Raw genomic sequence first — 19,432 nt, forward strand, 5'->3', positions numbered from 1 at the left:
GATCATTTCCCCATCAGTAATTTTAGCAGTAGCATCGCCGCAACCGACAATTGCAGCTACACCCATTTCTCTGGCCACAATAGAAGCGTGGCTCGTCCTGCCGCCCTTATTGGTAATAATGGCCGAGACTCTCTGCAGTATCGGATCCCAGTCGGGGCTGGTTGTATCGGTAATTATTATTTCACCGGTCTGCAATTTGCTCTCTTCATCAGGCGATTTTAGAATTCTTGCCCGTCCGGTCGTTATTTTTGAACCAATTGCTTCACCCTGCACCAGCGCAATTCCTTTATCCAATAATTTATATTCTTTTACCAGTAGAGGATTTCTTTGTGAATGAACCGTTTCCGGCCTTGCCTGGATGATAAAGATTTCGTTGGTAATACCGTCTTTGGCCCATTCAATATCCATTGGTTTCTGGTAATGGTTTTCTATAATTAAAGCCCAGTTAGCCAGCCTCATAATTTCTTCATCGCTCAAAACAAAAAGCTCCTGTTTTTCTTTAGGCGTGTCGCTATTAATGATAGATTCATTTTCGCCAATATCATAGATCATGGTTTTTGCTTTGGTACCTAACTTCTTTTGAATGATGGCGTTTTTACCCTGAAGTAAAGTGGGTTTAAAAACCAAAAATTCATCGGGCGTAACGGTTCCCTGTACAATATTTTCTCCCAATCCCCATACGCCGCTGAGATGTACAATATCGCGAAAACCAGATTCAGGTTCCAGCGTAAAAATAACGCCGGATGAAGCTTTATCGGAACGCACCATTTGCTGAATACCCACCGACAGGGCTACTTTCTGATGCGCAAAACCGTTTTCCGCCCTGTATTTAATCGCCCTGTCGGTGTAAAGCGAAGCGTAACATTTTTTTATGGCATTGAGCAAAGCCGCGCCGCCCCTGATGTTCAGGTAGCTTTCATGTTGCCCGGCAAAACTGGCCTGCGGCAGATCTTCTGCAGTAGCGCTGCTTCTCACCGCCACTTCATCATCATTTTCGCCGCACAATTCTTTATACGCCTGCAAAACCGAAGACTGAAGGTTTTGAGAAAGTTCACCGGCAAGCATCAATTCCCTTGCTTTCGCACCGGTTTCATTAAGGTTCTCATAATTACTTCTATCCAATTGACTCATCAAATCATCCAGTTTTGAATGCAATGAGTTATGTGTAAGAAACTCTTCGAAGGCATAAGCAGTAGTTGCAAATCCATCCGGCACTGAAATTCCTTTTGAAGAAAGTTTTGAAAACATTTCGCCTAAAGAAGCATTTTTGCCGCCAACCAGTGCTATATCAGCTATACTGATTTCATTGAACTGTTTTATGTATAAATTCATTAAATGGTAATTGAAATTGACTATTTATGAAGCGCCATTACGGGAACATCACTATGTAACACGAAACGTTTTGTATGACTTTTATGAATCAGCTTATCCATCAAACCGTGCCGTTTTGGTAATACAATCAGTAAATCAATTTGATTCTTTTCGACAAAATCCATAATACCTTCCGTTGCATTTTTATTTGAAATGAAATGGTACTCAGGTTTCACTGGGTCCAGTAGTCTCCGCAACGAACCCGATTCGACAACCACCTCAGGAATAAATTCCTCTTTTCTTCCCGTGTTGAGAATATGTAATTCCGCTTTGAAATCGTTGATCAGCTTCTTAATCTCATTAACCGGTGTAGTATCAACAACATTGTCAAGGTCACAAGCCAGGCCGATCCTTTTAATGGATGAAAACGCAGCGCCGGCCGGGACTGTAATTAATGGCCACATTAGATGTGTCATTGCATACACTGCATGGCCACCAAAGAATAAACGCTCCGCGGCTGTTGTGCCCTGACTGCCCATCAGCACGGCATATGGATGTAGTCTTTCACAGGCAGTTTTCAGTTCCAGAAAAAATTCACCCATTTTAACTTCTGTGGCTACTATTATTTTGCCCATTGTTTTTCGGTTTAATTGTGCTTTTAGCGCATTAATTTCTTTTTCCGCACTCTGCATCATTTCCTCCAGGTTCACGACTACCGGTACTTCGCTATAACTTATAGGCACCTCGAACACATGGATCAGATGTATAGCTGCATTAATTCTTAAGGCCATGTCTACAGCGTAATTAGCTGCATTTAAGGCAGCCGGAGAAAAATCTGTTGCCACTAGTATTGTTTTCATAAAAACTGTATTTTGATTTAAGAATATTGTATTGCTAAGAAATAATTGAGCACATCTTTATCTGTAAATACCACATTTGCTCCGTTTCCCAGCACTTTTTTTACGTCATCGAACGGCATACCCGCTACTCCCTGCTGAAACCTACTCCAATTGATTCGGTAAACCTTTATGGTTTCTGTCTTTCTTTCAATTTGCAGGGTTTCATAGGGTCGGCAAAAAGAATTACCCTGCTTTTCGCAATTCGCTAAATTTATCCAGGTAAAACATTACTTCTTCATCGTTTACCTGCGAGAAATCTTCATAAAACGCACCCACGCCATGGAATTCTTCGGGGATCAATACTGCTACTACGTCATCCACTTCCCTGGATAATTTCCGGACGGCACTCCGGGATGCCACCGGAACGCCAATAATAATTTTGCCCGGCTTGCTTTTCTGCAACACATGTACAGTTCCCAGGATGGTATTGCCCGTTGCCATACCATCGTCAATTACGATCACAGTCTTTCCCTCCAGCTTTTGTGGCTCCTGATCGCCCATAAATCTTTTATACATTTCTTTTAACCTGATGCGGATGTCTTTTATTTCCTGCTGAATGTAGGTTTCGGAAACATTTTCGTGGGGCATAATGAAATAATCTGTCAAACTTGCCGCACCGATAGCATATTCTTTGTTCATGGGATGACCAACCTTTTTAGTAAGAACGACTTCTATTGGAAATCCTAATTCTCTTGCTACGGCATAAGCAACCGGCACACCGCCTCGTGGTACGGCCAAGACTACCCCGGGATCATTCTTATATTTCCTTAACTTGTCTGCCAGCAACAATCCTGCTTCTATTCTATCTTTGAACATTTAATTTTCTTTTATTTCAATTGATATTTTACAATCTATTTTATTACAGGAACCGGCTTTAGGTATTTTTTGAACCACGCTGATGCCAGTACTGCCACTTCATCCAGCTTTCCCTGTTCTTCGAATAAATGTGAAGCTCCGTCTACAATCACCAATTCCTTATAGCACTGTAGTTTTTGAAATGCCTGCCTGTTTAATTGCAACACCTCTGTGTCAAGACTTCCGACAATCAATAAAACCGGTGCTTTTAAACTTTTTAAAGCGTCCATTGATGCCAAGTCAGGCCGCCCGCCCCTTGAAACAATTGCACCGACCTGCTTCAGCGCTGGAGCAGCCTGTAAGGCAGAAGCTGCACCGGTACTGGCGCCAAAATAGCCAATGCGACAATCCTTTGCGACGGGAAGTCTTTCTAGCCACTCAGTCGCACCGGCTAATCTTTTGGCGAGCAGTTCAATGTTAAAGCGGTTGTGATACTGGTTATCCTCTGCGGGCGTAAGGAGGTCCAACAGCAACGTTCCAAAATTCATGTCCCGCAGGTATGTGGCTACTTGCTGGTTGCGCTTACTAAATCGACTGCTACCGCTTCCATGGGAAAACACAACTATGGCGTGTGCCCCCGGCGGTATAATTAAATCGCCCTCCAGGATTGTTTTATCAACCTGTATTCTCACTTCTTCATGAAAGGTTCTATACATAATCCTTTACTTTTATCCAGCTATTACAATGGGTGCCCTGGCTTTTCTGTTTATTTCGTATTCAGCCAATTGAGACAAACGGTCGTCAATATGCTTTTCATTGATCTCCATTTCATGAAAAACTGTTGCGGACTTTTCCATATTCAGTTCTTTTGCAAAAGCTGCGGCAGTACCATATTCACTTATTTTAAAATGATTGATAGCCTGTATGCAAGCCAGCAGACAGGCATCTTTAACTTCATTATCTGCGCAATATTTCATCTTTTGATCTGCTTCTTCCACAAAAGCCTTCATTACTCTGTCGGAAATACTCAGCGAGCTGATCTTTTCTTCTTCCAGGAAGCTTTCCAGCTTTTGCACATGTTGCTGTACAAAACCGAGGTATTTCTGTAACACCGTTTTTAATTGCAGGGAACCAGCCTGGTTGATCCATTCACCCAGGCTGTGCTTCAACTGTATTTCAGATGCTGTGAATTTGCTGGCTTCATAATGAAGTAGTTCATGAAGGGTGGCAATAGTGTGGTACTTCTCTTCCATATTATTTTTCGCTTTTACAGTTGTAAATCTACCGGTGTACAGACGGTTGAAACAATGACCACTGTCAAAACAGGTCTGACAATAGTCATTGTTTTGTGACGTTGAATGATTTTCTTTTGAAGAATTGTTAATTAAAAATTAATTGGTTCATGGGCAGGTATTTCACAAAACATCCCCCTGTAAATGAAAATGAGGTGGTGAGTGCTATTAAGCAACGGAAATATCCGTTAAAAAGTAAGGCTGATCTGAAACCACTTTTTGATTGCATAGGTGATTCACGGATAGTGATGCTTGGGGAAGCAACCCATGGTACACATGAATATTACCAGTGGCGAACATATATTACCCGCAAGCTGATCGAAGAAAAAGGATTCAACTTTATTGCCGTTGAAGGCGATTGGCCCGATTGTTACCGGCTCAACCGTTTTGTGAAGGGCTATGATGTGGATAACAAAAGCGCTTTTCACGTATTGCATGCCTTTAACCGCTGGCCTACCTGGATGTGGGCCAATTGGGAAATAATCGCACTCTCCGACTGGCTGCAGCAACACAACAAGCGATTGCCTGCAAACAGGAAAGCCGGGTTTTACGGGCTGGATGTTTACAGTCTTTGGGAAAGTATGGATAGCATCATGCAATACTTGAAAAAGACCGATCCTGCTGCTTTGAAAATAGCCGAAGAAGCATTCCGCTGCTTTGAGCCGTACAGGAAGGATGAGGGGCGTTCATACGCACAATCCACCCTGTTCGTTCCCGAGGCGTGTCAGCAGGAAGTGATTGAGTTGCTCAAAGAAATCCAACGTAAGCTACCTCAATATAATACCGACCATGAGAATGTTTTTAACGCCGAACAAAATGCATTGGTCGCGGTGAACGCAGAAAAATATTACCGTGCTATGGTCAAAGGGGGTTCGCATAGCTGGAACGTCCGTGACCGGCATATGGGCGATACGCTTGAGCGCCTGCTGGCTTTTCATGGTGAAAACTCAAAGGCAATCGTGTGGGCGCATAATACCCACGTAGGGGATGCCAGGGCAACGGACATGACAGACGAAGGCATGTTCAACATAGGCGAACTGGCCCGTTTGCAGCATCACGATAAAGGAGTGGTATTGGTTGGTTTTGGTTCATATAAAGGTACAGTAACTGCAGGTCGGAACTGGGGCGCTCCAATGCAAACCATGATCATGCCTGAAGCAAGGGAAGGCAGTTGGGAATACCTGTTGCACGAAGCCGGTAAAGAAAACAAGTTATTACTGATGAAAGATTTTGCAGCTAACGATACGATGATGGAGAATCGCATCGGTCACCGGGCAATCGGGGTAGTATACAATCCGCAATATGAGCAATATGGCAATTATGTTCCTACTGTTTTACCGCTTCGCTATGATGCATTTATCTATATAAACGAAACCAGTGCATTGCATCCGCTTCATATAGCGCCTGATGGGCACCAAATGCCGGAAACTTATCCGTTTGGGATATAAAATAAATTAAAACTAAAACTAAAATAATAACATGGCAAAGATAAAAAAAACCCATAAGCAGGTCGAAATTCGACCGGCAAAGAAAAAACCGGAGCCTAAGGTGCTGGTTGATGAAACAGGTGAGCCTGCTATTTCTGATGATGATCCTGACACGATACCATCACCTGATGAAGAACTGGAAACGAGACCTCCTTATGAACCGCCTCCTCCTGCAGAAGGGCCTTAATCAAAAAAAAGACTCATTATGCACGGCCTGTTGAATCTGAAAAGGCAATCAGTTGTAAACTACTAAAGGTTCCTCAGTAAAGCATCGGATATCATTTAATAAATTGATTCATTTTAGAAATAAATCGTGCTACAATTTTCTTCGGATATATGGTGAGGTTGTAGTTCCATTTGCAAATCTTTACGGGGTATTCGGCCACCGCCGGCAAATGCTCTGCTGCCTGCTGATGATCAGTGCTTTCATGAAGAATAATCCGTTTGCTGAATTGGTTAGGTGTCGTTGGTATAAAAAGTACATCATTTAAAAAGATTGAAGTGCCATTTTAGAATCGCTCTGAATAATTTTTCCAATATATTTACCGGTTGGGCCATGCGCCGTTAACCTGCCTGCACACTACTCTTTAAAGGGAAAGTTTCGTCGGAGTTGGATCAATATTAGCAAGAACGATCCTGATGGGATTAAATCTCAAGTGGATTAAGCGGCAGGGCGACTTCTTTATGGAACCGCCTATCAATGTGTTAACGATCAATGTCTGGTACTTACGCAAGCTATAGTTGTTTTGCTGATCACTATCAAAAAAACGGATGATAAAAGTCAATGCTGGTGATCGGCAACAGAGGTTATTTTGTGCCTGTAAGAGATAGTTGAATGAAAGACATAAAATTGAATATTGTACGCTTTGCACCCAAAGGTCAAAATAGTTTTTATGATGCTGTCGTAGGAAAGGCAAAAGCTTATTTTGAAACTCATGGTATTTCGCCTTACGCAAATACAGAAATGTGGATAAAAACGATCGTCATCCTGTTACTGTATTTGGTGCCCTATTTAATAATGATCAGTGGACTGGGAGCTGCTAATCCTTGGATATTTTTCGCGTTATGGTTCCTGATGGGGATGGGTATGAGCGGGATTGGAACGGCTATAATGCATGACGCTAACCACGGTACATATTCACCCAACAAAAAGGTAAACAATTTTATCAGCCACATCCTTGAGATAATAGGAGGTTATTCAGTCAATTGGAGAATTCAGCATAATGTTCTGCATCATACATACACCAACGTGGAGGGGCTGGACGAAGATATTGACACCATGGGTTTATTGAGGCTTTCACCCCGGCAGCCATGGCGCCCCTTATATCGTTACCAGCAAATTTATGCATGGTTTCTGTATATGATAATGACGCTTTTCTGGATGACGGCCAAAGATTATGTACAAATAGTCCGCTATAAACGACATGGCTTATTGATTAAGCAAAACATTTCCCTGCCAAAAGCGCTTCGGCGGATCACTGTATCCAAGCTATTTTATTATGCCTACATAATGGCAATGCCAATTTTATTCTCGGGTATGCCCTGGTATTTTGTCGTGGCTGGTTTTTTACTGATGCATTTTGCTTCTGGTCTTTTCCTTTCCTGTGTTTTTCAGCCATCTCATATTATGGAAACTTCAGCTTTTTCCCTGCCGGTGATAACAGATGGAAAGAGCCGGATGGAAGATACCTGGGCCGTGCATGAAGTGGAAAATACAACTGATTTTGCTCCCAATAGTCGAATCCTGTCGTGGTTTATAGGCGGATTAAATTACCAGATCGAACATCATTTATTTACCGGCGTTTGCCATGTCCATTATAAAAAATTGGCCCCCATCGTCCAATCTACAACAGCAGCCTTTGGATTGCCATATCATGTTCAACCAACTTTCCTGAAAGCAATTTGGGAACATGCAAGGATGCTGAAAAAGCTTGGATGCAAGCCGGTAAATTGATCTTATCTTTTCCTCAAAAATATTTTTTGTATAAATATTCCTCCAAAAGAGAATTTCGAATGAAACTATTGTATTTGATCAGCAAAGCCATTGCAGTACACTTCGCAATAGTCTGCTTAAATTTCTCCCTTAGCATCTGACGAAAGGTTCTCATGTTCCTTGTAAAATCCTCTATGTAACTGATGGCGATGGATCGGTGAACAGATTTCCTTCAGGCTTATCCAAGGTTAAGTTTAGCAACCTTGTTTTAAACCCTTTGATAATGGGGTTATTTATGGCAAGGAGCCCGATGATCTTCAATCAGGAATAAAATAAACCTCACCCGGGCAACATATCTTTAATAATAGATTATTAAAATGAAAGCAATAACAAAGAATATGAAAAATAGTAACCATGACCTGGGTTTTATCCTTTCATTTCGAACAGAAGTTGTATCGTTTTCATTATTTATCATTTCTTTTTAGCAGGGTTGTTTTGCCTGCGCCGTTAGGTCCCGGTAATCCAAAAATATCTCCTTTGTCTATAGAAAGATTTACTCGATTTACAGCCTGCACTTGTTTGTACGTTTTCTCTAAATTTTCTATCTTAATTACAATCGGCATACAATATCAGGTTAAAAAATTAATGGCGACATACATGGTCACTACTCCGAGAATTGTCATTAGCGTTGTCCAGAACGATGAATACTCATGCTGGCTTTCAGGCAGTAAATCGCTTGCACCTATATACAGAAAAAAACCTGTAGATAAAGCAATAACAAGAGCAAAAGATTGTTCAGAAAGATTAAAAAAACAAGTTGATACAACTCCCAATACAGGTGCGATGGAATCAACCAGCAGCCATTTGAATGATCTCGCAGGATGATTATCGGTTTTTAATACAACGCTCACCGTATTCACGCCATCAGAAAAATCATGAACAATCACTGCCAATGCAACGAATAACCCGACAGCATCCGAAATCCGGAATGCAAGCCCGATGGCAACGCCATCAAAAAAGCTATGTATGCTTAAACTTCCGGCAGCGAGGTTTGCGCGGTGATTGTTTGAAACTCCTCTATGGTGAAAATGGAGTAAAGTCAACCGGTCAAGAATCATATAAATGATAAACCCCAAGGCAACTATCGTAAGAATAAAATCAATGCTGTAATGATCCCGACCAAGTGATAAAGCTTCAGGCAGCAGATCAAGAAAACTTACACCAATAACAGCCCCGGCACTGAATCCAAGTATCAGGTGCAGTTTATCTTTAAACTTTAAAGCAAACAACCCTCCGGCAAGGGTAGAAAGAAAGGCCAGAACTGTTATTATAATGAGCATGCGGAATTGACTTTATTTATACTTCCTGATACCTGTTGTTTTTTAGTGGTTTTATTTTTTGCCTTTTTCCTGAAAAAGTCACTGAACAGAAAATTATGCTGAATAGCTTCAAGGTACTCACCTAATTTCTTACTGCTTGTTTTCAGACGTTTATGATCTCTTTCAGGTCATTTGCTATTTCTTCATAATGAAGGATCATGCCCACCGGCTTATTTTTGTCGTTCAGTTTACCGCTTGCAATCTGTATGTTTTCAATTAATGAAGAGGCGGAAGAAGTTGTTGGTTTAAGCTGTGCTATTTTGCAGCAATATCAGGTACAGTGCTTTTGCGAATTGCTTCCGCAAGCTTAGATTCGGGGTAATTTATTTCCCATTTATAGAATATAATGCTACGGGTCCACTCAATCAATTCATCGGTGTAATATTTCGCTTTAATGGCTGTCTGCTGTTTTCGGTTATAGTAAAACCTTAATACCTCGTACAAGTAATTAAAGGCTTTTAACCCTCGTATACCTGCGATGACTAAATTCCTTAATGCTTAAGCGCAAATAGCAAAGAAAACATAAAAGTAAAGTTCCCTGCCATTGTCCAATATAAGAATGATAATTATAAAAACCGAAGAGATCGTTTACGGCTTCATTCCATAAATTCACCTTTCTCATTTGCATTTACTCTTAATCTCTTATCTCCATTTTTCAATAAGAGCTTCCAAACTTTTGTTGCTCCTTTTTCATCCTCATAAGTTACCAGATATACATCTTTTGGAATACTCCACTGGGGAAATCTTTTTGCCACAGCCTTAGACACAGTCAGGGGCAGAGCAATATTTTTAAATCTTTCGGCCGTACGCAAAAGCTTCCCGTCGTTATTATATGTAGCAAGGATATATCTGTCAGGAATATAAAAGGTAATAGAATATTCATCATACTCATCATCGTAATATTCTGAATTTTTAATATCAAATTCCGCAGCCTTCCGTTCAAGAAGCTTTACTGGCTGGGCAAGCTCTTTGTTGTTAACCGCTGAAAGATATTTATACTTTACGGCAGTTACAGTTACTTCGGGCAATACTTCCTGTGCAAAAGAAGATAAACGAATACGGCTAGTAAGGCGCCAAAGAACAACATCATGTTAGCGTGTTTCATAATTTTTAATTTAAAAGTTGATGATCCTATTGGTTCAAACACCCGTATTATTTTGCCCCGCCAGCCTCTGAGCTTTTGGCGGGGCATTTAAGGTATTCCTGTTTTTTTTACTTTACAGCAATATGTTTGCTGATGGCTGCTTTTTTTGCCTCTTCTTTTTTGGGTAAAACAAGTTTAAGAATACCATCCTCATATTTTGCATCAATTTTATCTTTGTTCACTTCATCGGGCAAAGTAAAACTGCGTTCAAAAGAAGAATAACTATATTCTCGGCGGTTGTACCTTATATCTTTCTCTTCTTTGTTTTCTTCCTTTTCGCAGCTGATGGTGAGCATGTTGCCATCCACATCAATGTGGAAATCATCTTTTTTCAATCCGGGTGCTGCCAGTGAAACCAGGTAATCATCTTTTTGTTCGGTGATGTTTACTGGCGGGATGTTCATTTCCCTTCCCGCTAAACCGGCGCCATCAAACCAATCGGTGAATGGTGTAAAAAAATCATTGAATAATGATGGAAATCGTGTGCCTGTTTTGGCCAATGTTTGTGTTGACATATTAACCTCCTTGTTTCTTAAATTTTTAATTTTTGTTTACGTTACAAAACTATTTCCGGCGGCAGCCGTCACCAAAGATGATGGTCAGTAAAATCCATGAGATTGGTCAGTATGTAAGCTTACAAGGAATCTTCAGATATACTTTTGGAGGGCAAATTCCTGGTTGGATAGATCGTAATACACTTCAATATCCGAAAGGTAATAATACCTTACTCCTGCACAATATGGCGGCGCCCACGCAGGTTTGTGTAATGAATATCCACGTTTATATGAGAAGCGGTATCACAACCGCTTAACAAACCGCCAATAACACAACAATGTCCTGATTTTTAACGCTCCATGTTATTATTTTTCAGTTACTGCAAATGAAGTTTCCGATATCGCTGGATAAACAATGATTGTCAAAAGGTTTTATGACGGGCCTTATGGCTTTTCTTTAAGAATATATTTTGACCATCATCATACTTACCGCTAATGACTGTCATTGTTACACGTGAATGGAATGAATACCTTCGAAGAGACTTTACAGCAGCAGATAAACAATCAATATGCACATAGAAATCAAGGATAAGACAACTCAGGAAGTTTTCTCCGATTTTTATCGTTATCTGAAAATTGAGTTTTACAGTAGCATCAAAAAAGCCCGGAAGCAAGCAGTAGGTATAGTCGTTTTTTACATAAGGTGAGGGAAAGCCCGGAAAAATTATACTGAGCTAATAAAACTGAATTCTTTGGCAGACGCACTAGGTATTAATTAAAATGCATAAGTATGGCAACAACTATTGCGGAGCATTATACAGGCGAACTGGTTGACTGGAGCCGTCTGATTGCCTTCTATGATCAGGAGGCAACTGAATTTGAAACCAAACTGGCTGAGGTGATTCAGCGAAATTCCATTCCCAATATTGCAGCGAAAGTGGAAGAACAGCAGGATAAGTTGAATGTGATGATGAAAAAGTTTAACCGGATCCGGATACAAATACGGAAACAGGGAGCCGCACTTAAAACCGACAGCGCATTTATTGATGATAAATTAATACATGCCGAAACAGAAAAGAAGCAGAACGGGTTGCGGTGGGATATGCAACAAACGGAAAAGGAATACATTGATACAAGGTACGCCTGTTCTGAGTTTTTATCTGAAAGATTAAAGAAAAAGAACGACTAATGGTGAACCCAACAGCAACTCTTTTGACGCCGCTTATCACTCCTAATTTAAATGATTATGAGTTTCTCTGCCATTCTTTCAACTGGAAGAATGAGCAAAACTTTCTAACCGGATTGCCTGGACATAAGGGATTGAATATTGCTTACGAAGCAACAGAAAGATATGCTGCAGGAAAATTAAAGGACACCATTGCCCTTCGTTGGATAAAAAAGGACAGAACAACAAAAGATTTTACTTACCAGGAGTTACATAGACTCAGTTCCCGTTTTGCCAATGTATTGACAACCTTAGGTGTTAAAAAAGGGGAGAGCGTATTTGCATTAATGGGTAGAATCCCTGAATTATATATTGCCATGTTAGGCGCCTTAAAGGCAACAGCCGTATTCTGCCCTTTATATGCTGTATTTGGCCCTGAACCGGTGTACCAGCGGTTGAGTAAGGGCGATGCAAAAGTTCTGGTTACAACAAAGGCATTGTTTGAAAAAAAAGTCAATCAACTGCTGAATAGATTACCGTTTCTTCAATACATTTTACTGGCTGATGAAGAATCTCACACCAATCAAAAAATTTTATCACTTCCAAGATTAATGGAAGAAGCTTATGACGGTTTTTTTATCCCTCCAACTGATCCTGAAGATCCGGCATTATTGCATTTCACCAGTGGCACTACCGGTATGCCAAAAGGCGCCTTGCATGTGCATGGCGCTGTGTTGATGCATTATACTACAGGTAAATATGTTCTGGATTTTCATGAAGGAGATGTTTTCTGGTGTACAGCAGACCCTGGCTGGGTTACAGGAACGTCCTATGGCGTTATTGCACCATTGGTTAATGGCGTAACCAATATTGTGGATGAAGAAGAATTTGATGCAGCCAGGTGGTATTCCATTTTGGAAGAACAAAAAGTAGATGTGTGGTACACGGCTCCAACTGCTATTCGCAGGTTAATGCGGATGGATATTTTACCCAAAGAAAGATATAAACTGGACCACCTGCGATTGATCTGCAGTGTTGGAGAGCCCTTGCATGCAGAAGCAGTACTATGGGGCGAGAAAATGTTCGGCATGCCCATATTAGATAACTGGTGGCAAACAGAAACCGGTGGCATTATGATTGCTAATTACCCAACGATGAAAGTAAAACCCGGCAGCATGGGCAAACCGCTGCCTGGTGTAGAAGCAGCAATAGCAGAAGTAACGGATGCGGAATTAAAACTGATAACTGAACCCAAACAAGGTCATTTGGTGCTGAAAAAGGGATGGCCTTCCATGTTCCGTGGCTACCTGCATGATGAGGAACGTTATAAGAAATGTTTTCGAGGTGATTGGTATCTCACTGGTGACCTGGCAAAAAAGGATGAAGACGGTTATTACTGGTTTGTTGGAAGAGCAGATGATATTATCAAAACCTCCGGTCATATGGTAGGACCTTTTGAAGTTGAAAGCGCAGTGATGGAACATGCTGCAGTAGCTGAAGCGGCCGTGATCGGTAAGCCGGATCCCATGATCGGCGAATTGGTCAAAGCATTTGTGGTATTAAAAACGGGGTTTACAGCCAGTGAAGAATTGCAATTGGAAATTATCGGCCATGCGAGAAAAAAATTAGGCCCTGCAGTTGCGCCAAAGGAAATCACTTTCGTGGAAGGTCTTCCTAAAACAAAAAGCGGAAAAATATTAAGACGGCTACTGAAGGCAAGAGAGCTGGGATTGCCCGAGGGCGATATTTCAACATTAGAGCAGTCATAGTAACTATGGAGCAGAAATTAACTATACCAAAAGCCTCGGTGATAGCAAGAGATCACGGCATTGAACTTCTTTATCAAATGATGCTGATCCGGCGGTTTGAAGAGAAAAGCGCAGAACTATATACAAAAGAAAAGATCCGTGGCTTTCTTCATTTATATGTGGGAGAAGAAGCAGTAGCTACAGGTGTGATGCAGGCATTGACCTTAGAAGACAATGTGCTCAGCACTTATCGTGAACATGGACACGCATTGTTAAGAGGTATTGATGCGGGAGCCATCATGGCAGAAATGTATGGCAAACAGGAAGGTTGCAGCCGGGGTCGTGGTGGTTCCATGCATTTATTTGATGCAACGAAGAAATTTTATGGGGGCAATGCAATTGTGGCAGGGCACTTATGTGTTGCTGTAGGTATGGCCCTGGCCACCAAAAAACAAAAGAAAAATACTATTACCTGCTGTTTCTTTGGCGAAGGAGCGGCCGCCGAAGGTGAATTTCATGAAGCCATGAACCTGGCCGCATTATGGAGCGTACCGGTATGGTTTGTATGTGAGAATAATCTGTATGCGATGGGTACGGCCATTCGATATTCACATTCCATTGTAGAGATAGAAAAGAAGGGTCCGGCCTATGGAATAGAAACAAAAGTTGTGGACGGTATGGATGTTTTAGCTGTGGAACAGGCAGCAAAGGAAGCCGCTGACAAGATAAGAGCATCAGGAAAACCATTCTTTTTAGTATGCAATACCTATCGCTTCCGGGCGCATAGCATGTTTGATGCTGAACTTTACCGTGAAAAAGCCGAAGTAGAGGAATGGAAGAAACGTGATCCCATTGCCAGATTGCAGCAATTACTGCTCAAGGAAAAAGCGATAACACAAAATGAAATTGATACTGTAAACAAACAGATAGAAGAAGAAGTGCAAAAAGCAGTTGAATTTGCAGAAGCAGGAACATGGGAGCCGGTAGAAGAACTTAAGAAATTCGTTTACAGTGAAAACCAATCTTGAAATAAAAAGATCATGGACTTGTCCAAAATGCCGAAGGCAGTTTGTAAGCACTTTCACATTTGCAGCCGTTAAAATATTCAAAGACAAAATACGGGCTGATTTTAGTCTAAGTCGCAAGATAAAGAGCAGGCGGATTAATCGGTGGGTTCAAATGTCGGCTCATCGTTACCTGCATGTGATTGATATAATGAAGGACGATAACATAGATGAAGAATTGATTGAGTGGATACGGGAAGCTCACGATAAAGAAAGAAAGCAACTTAAAACAGTATAATTGTTTACATCTAAAAAATAAAAACTTAAATTATGGAAAACAAAGTTTTTTGTCAAAGTTGCAGCATGCCGCTCGACAAACCCGAAATGATGGGCACTGAAAAAGATGGCAGCAAAAGTAAAGAGTATTGTACTTACTGCTACCAAAATGGAGCATTCATTAATCCAACTATGACTTTGAATGAAATGAAAACATTAGTGAAAGAACAAATGGAAAAAAGAAAGATAGACGCTGGGATAATTAACATGGCAGTTAGCAGTTTGCCCAACCTGAAAAGATGGAGAGCTAAAACAGTTTCATTGTGATCACATAAATCATCTGAGGACAGCATTAGCATACGGACATTTTGCCGTGCAGAAATACAAACGCACAATCCTTCAAAGTTGATACAACGATAGAAATTGACATGACACTAGAAGATTTAGGATACAATCATAAATTTGAAAAATTCAGAAATGAACAGGGCCTGGTCAATTTTGAGATAGGAAGAGTTATTGCAGAAAATAAAGAACGCTATATTGTTAAGACAGAAAAAGGCGAGTATGCGGCTGAGATTACCGGTAACATACGGTTCACAGCTAAAGTCAGGGAAGATTATCCTGCTGTCGGTGATTGGGTCGCTTTTACGACACATGGTGCCTGGTCTGCATTAATTCATAAGATTTTTCCAAGAAATTCAATAATTAAAAGGCAGGCAGTTGGACAACTTGGAGCGATTCAGATAATAGCGGCAAATGTTGATTATGCTCTTTTAGTTCAGGCGGTTGACAGAGATTTTAACATCAATAGATTAGAAAGGTATTTGACCATTTGTAATACTTCAAACGTAAAACCAGTTATTGTACTTAGCAAAACTGATTTAATTAATGATTTGCGGCTCAAAATAATTTTGGACAGCATAAATGAACGTATTAAAGATGTCCCGGTAGTCGCTATTAGTAATGAAACAAATACGGGTTATGAAAAATTAAACACGTATATCCGGAAAGGGAAAACAAGTTGTTTACTCGGCTCATCAGGTGTAGGTAAATCAACCTTATTGAATAAGATATCAGGAAAAGCAAGAATGAAAACAGATGCAATAAGTATAAGTACAAATAAAGGGAAGCATGTTACCAGCCACCGGGAGTTATTTGTTCTTGAAAACGGAGGAATTATAATTGACAACCCGGGCATGAGAGAAGTTGGCATTGCAGATGCAAATAGTGGGCTGGAAATAACCTTTGATAAGATTGTTAACCTGTCAGACAATTGCAGATTTAAAAATTGTACTCATACTAATGAACCTGGCTGCGCTGTTATTGAAGCCGTTGAAAATGGAGAAATAGATAAAGCTTCCTATGAAAACTACCTAAAAATGAAAAAAGAGAAAAAGCATTTTGAATGTACAATTCAGGAGAAGCGTAGAAAAGACAAGGAATTTGGAAAAATGGTAAAGAATTTTAAAAAGGTAATGAAACAGAATAAGTGATATGCAAAACGCTCCATAAACAATATTGTAAATCACACATTTTGGCGAAGGCCTTACACAACTTTATTTCAGAATTGCTTTCAAGTAATCAATTTAACGAAATAAGAAAAGACAATCGACCTGCTAATAGTGCATTAAAATGAGGGCAGATAGTTAAACAAAAAAAATAAATGGATAATAACGGCACTTTAAAGATCACCTATCGCGAAGCCATTAAACAGGCCATCCGTGAAGCGATGAAAAAAGATGAAAAAGTTTTTTTAATGGGTGAGGATGTGGGCCGCTATGGCGGCGCATTCGCTGTGAGCAAAGGATTGTTGCAGGAGTTTGGACCAGAACGCATCATGGATGTGCCTTTGTCTGAATCGGGATTTGTGGGAGCCGGTATCGGCGCCGCGTTGAATGGCATGCGGCCCATTGTAGAAGTGATGACGGTAAATTTTAGTTTACTGGCAATGGACCAGATAGTAAACAATGCTGCTACACTATTGCACATGTCGGGCGGGCAATTGAATGTACCGGTGGTTATACGAATGGGTTGTGGTATCGGAAGGCAATTGGCTGCACAGCATTCGCACAGTTGGGAACCATTGTATGCACATATTCCCGGGTTGAAAGTTTTATCAGCCGGAACACATGAAGATGCCAGAGGAATGTTGTTAACGGCTTTGCAGGATCCTGACCCGGTGATCATTTTTGAATACACCTTTTTATTAAACAAAGAAGCAGAATTACCTGCCAATGCAGGTGCTGTCGATATTACAAAAGCAAAAGTATTGCGTAAAGGCAAAGACATTTCGATCATTACGTATGGAGCCGGAGTATATAAAGCATTGGATGCAGCAGCTGACTTAAACAGTATAGGGATTGATGCAGAAGTAATTGATCTGCGGGTATTGCGGCCGCTGGATGAAACCACCATTTTTAATTCAGTAAAGAAAACACATAGGGCATTGCTGGTAGAAGAAGCATGGAGCTCTGTTAATGTGTCATCAGAAGCAAGTGCAAGAATTATGGAGAACATTTTTTATGAACTGGATGCACCGGTGCAGCGGTTGGGAGGTGTAGAAGTGCCTATTCCTTATCCAAAACACCTCGAAAATGCATCTATTCCGCAGCCTGCAGATATTATTACTAAGGTAAAGAAAATGTTACAGCATGATTGAATTTCAGATGCCCAGTTTAGGTGCCGATATGGAAGCCGGTACCCTGGCAGAATGGCTGGTAAAACCCGGCGACCTGGTAAAGAGGGGCGATGTTATTGCCGTAGTAGATACACAAAAGGGACTGATTGATATTGAAGTATTCGATGAAGGGATTATTCATGAATTGCTGATCAAAGAAAAGGAAAAGGTGCCGGTAGGTACAGTGATGGCATTGATAGCATCCGATAAAGAACCGGTTGTAAAGCAAGAAGAAAAAATGCCTGCAAAGATAACTGAAGAAAAAAAGCCTGTTGAAAAATTACCAGTAACTGAAATGCGGCACGGCATTAAAGTCTCTCCACTGGCGAAAAGAATAGCGGTGGAAAAAGGAATAGATTTAAATTTAATAAAAGGAACAGGTGAAGGTGACGCCATTACAAAAGAAGATGTAGAAAGAGCAATAGTAGAAAATATAGCACCTAAAGAAGAGAGGAAAATTGATTCTACGGAGAGTATACGGATGGCGGTTGCAGCGGCTATGAGTAAATCAAACCGTGAAATACCTCATTATTATTTAGAAACAAAAGTGGATATGAGCAAGGCATTGGTTTGGCTGAGTGAAGCAAACAAGCAGCGAAGTGTAAAGCAACGACTACTGCCTGTGGTTTTATTGTTGAAAGCAGTTGCTAAAGCATTAACCGAAGTACCTGAGTTGAATGGTTACTGGGAAAACGGTTTGCAGCAAAAGGATGATATCAATATTGGGTTTGTTGTTTCGTTACGTTCCGGCGGCGTCATGATACCGGCTATTCATCATGCTGATAAAAAATCAATTGATGAACTGATGGCATCACTGAATGATATTATTCCACGAACAAGGGCCATGAAGTTGCGGAGTTCTGAATTAAGTGAATCAACTATTACCGTTACCAATTTGGGTGAAGGCAACGTAGAAACAGTGTATGGTATAATTTATCCGCCACAGGTGGCCATTATTGGTTTTGGAAGTATTGTCGAACAACCCTGGGCAGAAACGGGAATGCTGGATGTCCGGCCTGTACTAAACATTACTCTGTCAGCCGACCACCGGGCAACAGACGGAGCAACAGGCAGTCGTTTTTTGATGACAGTAAAAAATTATTTAGATAAACCAGCAGAGCTATGACCGAACAGGATATAAAACAAACGATTTTTCAATTGCTGAAGAAAATTGCACCGGACACTGAACCGGAAAAATTAAAGCCTGACGATGATATCCGGCGCACACTGGAAATAGATTCTTTTGATGCATTGCAATTTGTTGTGGCGCTGGATGCGCATTTTGGCATCGAAACACCGGAAGCGGATTATGGAAAGATTGCTACGTTACGGCAATTGATTAGTTACATAATGAAGCAAAAGAAATAAACCAGGTTACATTGATTGAGCATTCCAATATCATTTCCCAGGCTGATGAAGATCATTCCTGCTGAATATACAATCATTTATTTTCACTGTTGTTAAGCCGCGACAACTGGTTAAAACACTTTTTTATGACAATAGAATTTCACACACCTAATTGTAAAGTCTCAGAAAAGCTGATAAATAATACCAGGAATAAAATGCTAAAACTTTCACATATCAATAAGGAGGTCTCAAGAGCTGAAATTATATTAAAAGAGGATGAAACTTTTATTCCGGCTGAAAATAAGGTTTGCGAAATAAGGCTGACTGTTTATGGCAACGACCTTCTTGCCCGTGCCAGAACAGATGATTTTGAAACATCAGCAAAAGAAGTAGTCAGGAAATTGAACAAGATGGTGAAACAACAGGTTAAAAACCAAAATGAACCTCCTGATGAACTGACCAGTACGGTAAAAGTGTAATA

Annotated in this window: 22 protein-coding genes; 13 read left to right on the plus strand and 9 right to left on the minus strand. The window is 40.7% G+C overall.

All coding sequences use genetic code 11. From position 1 onward, the window contains the following. The 5 genes from ppsA to FRX45_RS18645 all read right to left on the minus strand — a co-directional run. On the minus strand, window positions 1-1,332 hold a 1,332-nt coding region (ppsA, locus tag FRX45_RS18625), incomplete at its 3' end, for a phosphoenolpyruvate synthase (protein WP_152269990.1). A gap of 20 nt (window positions 1,333-1,352) precedes the next feature. Continuing rightward, window positions 1,353-2,171, minus strand: a complete 819-nt coding sequence (locus tag FRX45_RS18630) for a universal stress protein (RefSeq protein WP_152269991.1) — start codon at window positions 2,169-2,171, stop codon at window positions 1,353-1,355. 222 nt (window positions 2,172-2,393) lie between these two features. Further along, window positions 2,394-3,026, minus strand: coding sequence for a phosphoribosyltransferase (locus tag FRX45_RS18635; protein WP_152269992.1), 633 nt, complete (start codon window positions 3,024-3,026; stop codon window positions 2,394-2,396). A 35-nt stretch (window positions 3,027-3,061) separates the two neighbouring features. Next, window positions 3,062-3,721: a dienelactone hydrolase family protein gene (locus FRX45_RS18640; protein WP_152269993.1), complete on the minus strand. Its 660-nt coding sequence runs from the start codon at window positions 3,719-3,721 to the stop codon at window positions 3,062-3,064. A gap of 12 nt (window positions 3,722-3,733) precedes the next feature. Then, complete coding sequence (locus tag FRX45_RS18645; RefSeq protein ID WP_152269994.1) at window positions 3,734-4,258, minus strand: YciE/YciF ferroxidase family protein; 525 nt, start codon at window positions 4,256-4,258, stop codon at window positions 3,734-3,736. Between the two features lie 149 nt (window positions 4,259-4,407). Here FRX45_RS18645 and FRX45_RS18650 point away from each other — a divergent pair, with 149 nt between their 5' ends. From FRX45_RS18650 to FRX45_RS18660, 3 genes are all read left to right on the plus strand, one after another. Next, complete coding sequence (locus FRX45_RS18650; protein ID WP_152269995.1) at window positions 4,408-5,745, plus strand: erythromycin esterase family protein; 1,338 nt, start codon at window positions 4,408-4,410, stop codon at window positions 5,743-5,745. A gap of 31 nt (window positions 5,746-5,776) precedes the next feature. Next, window positions 5,777-5,971: a hypothetical protein gene (locus FRX45_RS18655; protein ID WP_152269996.1), complete on the plus strand. Its 195-nt coding sequence runs from the start codon at window positions 5,777-5,779 to the stop codon at window positions 5,969-5,971. A 648-nt stretch (window positions 5,972-6,619) separates the two neighbouring features. Continuing rightward, window positions 6,620-7,738 (plus strand): fatty acid desaturase family protein, encoded by a 1,119-nt coding sequence (locus tag FRX45_RS18660; protein ID WP_226805453.1) that lies wholly within the window; start codon window positions 6,620-6,622, stop codon window positions 7,736-7,738. A gap of 443 nt (window positions 7,739-8,181) precedes the next feature. Here FRX45_RS18660 and FRX45_RS18665 read toward each other — a convergent pair whose 3' ends face one another. The 4 genes from FRX45_RS18665 to FRX45_RS18680 all read right to left on the minus strand — a co-directional run bounded on the left by FRX45_RS18665 (window position 8,182) and on the right by FRX45_RS18680 (window position 10,755). Further along, window positions 8,182-8,340 carry an ATP-binding cassette domain-containing protein gene (locus tag FRX45_RS18665; RefSeq protein WP_152269997.1) on the minus strand — a complete coding sequence of 53 codons (159 nt, stop codon included), beginning with the start codon at window positions 8,338-8,340 and terminating at the stop codon, window positions 8,182-8,184. A gap of 6 nt (window positions 8,341-8,346) precedes the next feature. Further along, complete coding sequence (locus FRX45_RS18670; RefSeq protein WP_152269998.1) at window positions 8,347-9,057, minus strand: ZIP family metal transporter; 711 nt, start codon at window positions 9,055-9,057, stop codon at window positions 8,347-8,349. 635 nt (window positions 9,058-9,692) lie between these two features. Next, complete coding sequence (locus FRX45_RS18675; RefSeq protein ID WP_226805454.1) at window positions 9,693-10,124, minus strand: nicotinate-nucleotide adenylyltransferase; 432 nt, start codon at window positions 10,122-10,124, stop codon at window positions 9,693-9,695. A gap of 184 nt (window positions 10,125-10,308) precedes the next feature. Then, window positions 10,309-10,755: an Hsp20/alpha crystallin family protein gene (locus tag FRX45_RS18680; RefSeq protein ID WP_152270000.1), complete on the minus strand. Its 447-nt coding sequence runs from the start codon at window positions 10,753-10,755 to the stop codon at window positions 10,309-10,311. A gap of 769 nt (window positions 10,756-11,524) precedes the next feature. Between FRX45_RS18680 and FRX45_RS18685 the strand changes: the two genes are divergently transcribed. The 10 genes from FRX45_RS18685 (at window position 11,525) to FRX45_RS18725 (ending at window position 19,430) form a co-directional block, all read left to right on the plus strand. After that, window positions 11,525-11,923 carry a hypothetical protein gene (locus FRX45_RS18685; protein WP_152270001.1) on the plus strand — a complete coding sequence of 133 codons (399 nt, stop codon included), beginning with the start codon at window positions 11,525-11,527 and terminating at the stop codon, window positions 11,921-11,923. Beyond that, a complete protein-coding gene (gene acsA, locus FRX45_RS18690; RefSeq protein WP_152270002.1) occupies window positions 11,923-13,668 on the plus strand; it encodes an acetate--CoA ligase in 1,746 nt (581 codons plus the stop codon). Before FRX45_RS18685 ends, acsA begins: the two co-directional genes overlap by 1 nt. A 5-nt stretch (window positions 13,669-13,673) precedes the next feature. Then, window positions 13,674-14,675, plus strand: a complete 1,002-nt coding sequence (pdhA, locus tag FRX45_RS18695) for a pyruvate dehydrogenase (acetyl-transferring) E1 component subunit alpha (protein WP_152270003.1) — start codon at window positions 13,674-13,676, stop codon at window positions 14,673-14,675. Continuing rightward, window positions 14,659-14,949 (plus strand): DUF5655 domain-containing protein, encoded by a 291-nt coding sequence (locus FRX45_RS23640; protein WP_226805455.1) that lies wholly within the window; start codon window positions 14,659-14,661, stop codon window positions 14,947-14,949. The genes pdhA and FRX45_RS23640 overlap by 17 nt, the downstream gene beginning before the upstream one ends. Window positions 14,950-14,981: 32 nt before the next feature. Then, complete coding sequence (locus FRX45_RS18700) at window positions 14,982-15,254, plus strand: zinc ribbon domain-containing protein (RefSeq protein WP_152270004.1); 273 nt, start codon at window positions 14,982-14,984, stop codon at window positions 15,252-15,254. 101 nt (window positions 15,255-15,355) lie between these two features. Further along, a complete protein-coding gene (gene rsgA / locus FRX45_RS18705; RefSeq protein ID WP_152270005.1) occupies window positions 15,356-16,420 on the plus strand; it encodes a ribosome small subunit-dependent GTPase A in 1,065 nt (354 codons plus the stop codon). 170 nt (window positions 16,421-16,590) lie between these two features. Further along, window positions 16,591-17,586: an alpha-ketoacid dehydrogenase subunit beta gene (locus FRX45_RS18710; RefSeq protein WP_152270006.1), complete on the plus strand. Its 996-nt coding sequence runs from the start codon at window positions 16,591-16,593 to the stop codon at window positions 17,584-17,586. Next, on the plus strand, window positions 17,579-18,730 hold the full coding sequence (locus tag FRX45_RS18715; RefSeq protein WP_152270007.1) for a dihydrolipoamide acetyltransferase family protein: 1,152 nt from the start codon (window positions 17,579-17,581) through the stop codon (window positions 18,728-18,730). Before FRX45_RS18710 ends, FRX45_RS18715 begins: the two co-directional genes overlap by 8 nt. Further along, the gene (locus FRX45_RS18720) at window positions 18,727-18,972 is read left to right on the plus strand and encodes an acyl carrier protein (RefSeq protein WP_152270008.1); all 246 of its coding nucleotides are present in this window, start codon (window positions 18,727-18,729) and stop codon (window positions 18,970-18,972) included. Before FRX45_RS18715 ends, FRX45_RS18720 begins: the two co-directional genes overlap by 4 nt. A 125-nt stretch (window positions 18,973-19,097) precedes the next feature. Further along, window positions 19,098-19,430, plus strand: coding sequence for an HPF/RaiA family ribosome-associated protein (locus FRX45_RS18725; protein WP_152270009.1), 333 nt, complete (start codon window positions 19,098-19,100; stop codon window positions 19,428-19,430). The last annotated feature ends 2 nt before the right edge of the window (window positions 19,431-19,432 follow it).

This window comes from Agriterribacter humi (assembly GCF_009192765.1).
GTDB classification, from domain to species: Bacteria; Bacteroidota; Bacteroidia; order Chitinophagales; family Chitinophagaceae; genus Agriterribacter; species Agriterribacter humi.